The 4,833-nt window shown below is 49.6% G+C and carries 4 protein-coding genes; 1 reads left to right on the forward strand and 3 read right to left on the reverse strand.

Annotated features, from left to right (window positions below; genetic code table 11):
- Positions 1-284 precede the first annotated feature (284 nt).
- Entirely contained in the window at positions 285-1,598 is a 1,314-nt protein-coding gene (locus tag J0895_RS13795) for a TldD/PmbA family protein (RefSeq protein WP_207088655.1), read from the reverse strand.
- Between the two features lie 138 nt (positions 1,599-1,736).
- Positions 1,737-2,615, reverse strand: coding sequence for a Tab2/Atab2 family RNA-binding protein (locus J0895_RS13800; RefSeq protein ID WP_207088656.1), 879 nt, complete (start codon positions 2,613-2,615; stop codon positions 1,737-1,739).
- A 69-nt stretch (positions 2,616-2,684) separates the two neighbouring features.
- Here J0895_RS13800 and rtcA point away from each other — a divergent pair, with 69 nt between their 5' ends.
- The gene (gene rtcA / locus J0895_RS13805) at positions 2,685-3,707 is read left to right on the forward strand and encodes an RNA 3'-terminal phosphate cyclase (protein ID WP_207088657.1); all 1,023 of its coding nucleotides are present in this window, start codon (positions 2,685-2,687) and stop codon (positions 3,705-3,707) included.
- Between the two features lie 95 nt (positions 3,708-3,802).
- Here the strand turns inward: rtcA and J0895_RS13810 are convergent, their stop codons facing one another.
- The gene (locus J0895_RS13810; protein ID WP_207088658.1) at positions 3,803-4,462 is read right to left on the reverse strand and encodes an SH3 domain-containing protein; all 660 of its coding nucleotides are present in this window, start codon (positions 4,460-4,462) and stop codon (positions 3,803-3,805) included.
- Positions 4,463-4,833 lie beyond the last annotated feature (371 nt).

The following is a 4,833-nucleotide window of genomic DNA, read 5'->3' on the forward strand; positions in this document are numbered from 1 at the left end:
GCAAGCTGTTTTGGTCTCAGGAAAAAGGCTTTAAGTTTTGCCACTACCCAACTATGCGAGGAAAGGGACTGGAGCCACATCATCTCGTTTGCTCTGAGTTTTAAGTCGCTTAATCTTATGTCATTGGTCATTGGTCATTGGTCATTGGTCATTGGTCATTGGTCATTGGTTTAGTGACAAAGAACAACCGACAAATGACAACCGACAAATGACAAATGACAACCGACAAATGACAACCGACAAATGACCAACGACCAATGACCAACGACCAATGACCAACGACCCTAATAGGTTTTTCCCGTAACCGAGAGGCCCTCTAAAATCAAAGAAGGGGTATAGCAAGCGCCATTCCATTCGGCATCCCTCCCAATGTCGATGACTTGTTTAAGAGCAGTATAGACATTTCCAGCCACCATCGTATCCTTGACGCGCCCAATGACTTGGCCGTTTTTGACTCGGAAACCGAGGTCTACATTAATCGAAAAATCACCAGAAATTCCCGTCGCGCCCCCGAGCATTTGATCCACGATGATCGCCTCATCTAATCCGCCAATCAGTTCAGCTAAAGATTTAGAACCCGGTTGGATTAGCCAGTTAAATAGACCGGGAGTGGGATAACTGCCTAAACCGGGGCGAAATCCGTTCCCGGTGGTGCCGATTCCCAGTAATCCTCCAGTGGTGCGATCGCTGTAGAACTGCTGGAGTACACCATTTTGAATAAAAATGATTCGTTGGGTCGGGGTTCCTTCATCATCAAAAGGACAACTATAGGGCCCGGCATCCGGTTCTTGGGAAATAGTTAGAGACTCTGAGACAATGGCGGAACCGAGGCGATCGCTCCAGGGTGAGGATTGCTCCCAGACTCGCTTACCATTGATGGCTTCTTGGACCGTTCCCCACAGCATATCGGCTGCTTTAGCCGTAAATAAGATGGGGATTCGACCACTGATGGCGGGAGCATTGTCCTGACTCCAGTCTAAGCGCTGCAAAATTTGTTCAGCGACTCTTCTGGGTTCTAGGTGTCCCCGTTGGGTTTGGCCGTCAGAGACACTCAGGAAGTCTTCGGAGCGAATCCAGTCAGCGGAGAGATAGCAACTTAAAGTGGTGTCTTTATAGCTACAATCCAGACCCTTGGAGTTAAGCAGGCGGGTGGTTTCGCTATCGCAATCCCATTCTCCATTGCAGAGAGTTTCTGGGTAGGAATCGCGAATTAAGGCGATCGCCTCTTTTCCCCAGTCGAGCAACTGTTCCACCGGCACCATTTCCCCTAAATCGGGGTAGGATGCGGAACGGTTGTCTGTCATTTCGATGGTTTCCGGCTGTACCAAGGTACTCAAGGCGATCGCGCGATCGACCAAGGATTGCGGGTCTACCGGCCCATAAGCAACCGCTAAACCCGGACGCCCATTCTTCCAGAGTCGCAGCGCCGTGCCTTCAGATTGAGCACTTTCGAGTTGTTTGAGACGATTCGCCTCAAAATAAACAGGCCGAGAGTGCGACTGCGACTGAAACACCTCTGCCGCCTCGACTCCCGCTTGCAATGCCCGATCTAAGAGCTGTTCTGGCAGTTCCTCTGTTTGCAAATGTTCAGACCCCATGAGAATTCAAGGATGAAGGATGAAGGGTGAAGGGTGAAAGCTGTTGGGGTCAAATCAGAAATATCTTTCCCCAACTGTTCACACTTGTAGAGCGCAACCGGATGTTGCGATCGCGACAAGACTTCACACTTCACAACTTTACGCTAAGTTGAGTTCCTGTAATAGCCAAAATCCTGCAAAAGATTCAGAATTGGGATCCGTTTGAATTGCTAAAAAATGCACCCCTTGGGCTTTATCCTTAGTTTCGGCAAATCCGGCAGCTTCTGCACGAGTGGCTTTATCGGTTAAATTCGCCAGAATCCATCGCTCATTAAAACCCGTTTCTAACACCACCTGTCCGGGTTCTTCCAGTTCGGGCTTCAAAAACCCTAACTCTAGTCCCGACATCCATCCCGCTAGGGCTTTCGCCCGGTTTGAGAAGACAATCATCCCCGGAATTATTGTGTCTGTGCTGATCTGAGGCACTAAACTTTTTTCACCTAAAATGGGAAAGGCTTCTCCAAAGTCAATATCCCATTCCTGCATTTCTGCAAAACTACCGGCCTCTAAGGAGACAAATGCCCAGCGATCGCCCTGTAGCGCATCGGGAAGGCGTTCCGGTTTCGGAGTTTCAAATTGCACCGAAGGGGTTAACCCGGCCCCTTGAAACCCCGGTTCAAGGGGATAAACGGTGTCCATCCGTTCCTGCAACCAACGGTACAGCACGACAGTCCGCCGAGACGGTTTGGAGGTAATTCCCAAATCCTTGCAGGCTTTTGTGATCATATTGTTCATCTGGCGACGGAAAAAGCGAATCTGCGTCGGAGGTTTGCCAGCGATCGCGATCGCTTCGTTGATGGTATTTTCTAACCACATCGAATTGACTTCGCTACTGGAACAATATTTTGAAAAGCGCAACAACTCTTCTGTAGAGCAGGTATCGGTCGGACTCTCACAGATGAGCACTTCCCAGCGCTTTTTGCCATTCTCATCGAGAATCGGTTTGGAGTAAAAATCTAGTTCCCACGTTTTGCTCATCGATATTTTGCGCCGTTTTCCCAGCCTACTATCTCTATGAGCGATCGTATCATTAACTGGAGTTTATCTATGATTCATATTGACGGCTCATTTGGAGAAGGTGGGGGTCAGGTCCTCCGGACAGCCCTGAGTTTAGCGACCCTCACCGGGACTCCCCTAACCCTCGATCGCATTCGCGCTGGACGGACTAAACCCGGGTTAGCGGCCCAACACCTCACCGGGGTCCGCGCAGCAGCGGCCCTCTGCAATGCCGAAGTGATCGGGGACGCCCTGGGGTCCCAATATCTAGAATTCGTTCCCCAATCCCCCCCTCAACCGGGTCACTATCGGTTTGATGTCACCACTGCCGGGGCCGTGAGTTTAGTCTTACAGACGATTTTACTGCCCTTAGCCCTAACTCCCGGAGAGTCACGGGTTACCATCTGCGGAGGGACCCATGTTGCCTTTAGTCCCGCTTTTCCCTACATTCAGGAAGTTTATTTACCGGCGATCGCCCGCATGGGAGTCTCTGCCGAAGTCACCTTAGTCAAGTGGGGGTGGTATCCCCGGGGTGGCGGTGAAATCCAACTGCGGGTGACTGGGGGCCAGCCCCTCTCCGGCCTGAATCTCAAGGAACGCGGCAAATTCCGACAGGTGCGAGGATTAGCTGCCGTCACCGAACTACCCTCTCACATCCCCCAACGCATGGCCAACCGCGCCGAAAATCGCTGGCGCGAGGCCCAGATGAAAGTCCAGGTCCGAACCTGCCGAGAAAAAGGAATCGCTCCCGGTGCGGGCCTATTTCTGACAGCGGAATATAGCAATAGCACCGCTGGATTTAGTGCCCTGGGGAAACAGGGATTGCCCTCAGATCAAGTCGCCGATCGCGCCTGTGATGCCTTATTACAATTTCATCATAGTGGTGCCGCTTGTGATGTCTATCTCGCCGACCAATTATTATTACCCGCCGCCTTAGCCACTTCTCCAAGCTACTATCATGCTCAAGCCATTTCTTTACATTTAACCACCAATGCCGGGGTCATTGAACAATTTGGGCTCGCCAAAATCGAAATTGACCCAGACCAAAATCTGGTCTCAGTTTTCCCTCAATAAACCCTGCTTTTCTGGTAGTTTTGTCCTAAATTAATTCTCCTAAAAATGCACATTAATTAAATATCATACACTGGAAAATTGGCGAGATTCAATGCTTAAAAACAGCGAATCAAACTATTAACGGAAACAAACCCTTTAATCGGAGCTTCTATCTCCACCCACGAGCGTTGTATTCCCCCTGGATCGGGAATATATTCGTAATCTTCAATCAATTGAACTCGTCCATTAGCGGGAACTCCTAAGAGATACTGAGAAGGACCAGAAACAGCAGAACGAATTGCTAGACCCTGGGGTGTAACCAATCCATTCACTTGGCGGCAAAACTGACCATTCGGAATCTCAGGTGTCTCGGAAACCGGGGATTGTGCGGTAGGAGTTGGTGGGGGTGCAGGAGTCGCTGGGGAGGGTCTGGCACTTCCCGAACAGTAGGCGAGATTGCCACCACTATTCGGTGGACCATTGGAAATATAACCTTCAACAGGTGCAGTGATTTTAATCCAGATTCGACCATCGGAACCGACAATGGGTTCGGCATTAGCTGCTAACGTTACGGTTGCATTGGTGTCTACGCCGCCAATTTGGGTTTGACTGGGGTCTGGGGTGCGATGGACCGCTAGACCCCGACGTTCCGTGACGCGACGGCACAGATCTGGGGGTTCTGCCTGTGCCAGTGGAGTGGCGATCGCCTGGGGAATGGCGATCAACATGACATTCAGGATTGCGATCGGGATTGTCCACAGATTTAACAATTTCATGGGTTGGGTTTTGTCTCCAATTTAAACAGGTTATGGGTTTAATTTTAACGGCTAATCTTGAGGTTTATAAGAAAAATTTCAGGATTTTAGTGGGATTTCTTTAGCAAATTGGAGGAGTATTCAAGGGGGGAAATGGTTTAATTAAATAGGAGATTTTTGGCTTAATTCCTTTTGAATTTTAGTTGTAAGGAGGGAGTTATTGCGTTGTTATCAAGAGCCGGAAACGACTGAAATCGTTACTACAAACGGGGGAAGAACCGACTCAGATTCCTATCTCCCAATGACCAATGACCAATGACCAATGACCAATGACCAATGACCAATGACCAATGACCAATGACCAATGACCAATGACCAATGACCAATGACCA

The organism is Phormidium pseudopriestleyi FRX01 (assembly GCF_017313335.1).
Taxonomy (GTDB): Bacteria; Cyanobacteriota; Cyanobacteriia; order Cyanobacteriales; family Laspinemataceae; genus Laspinema; species Laspinema pseudopriestleyi.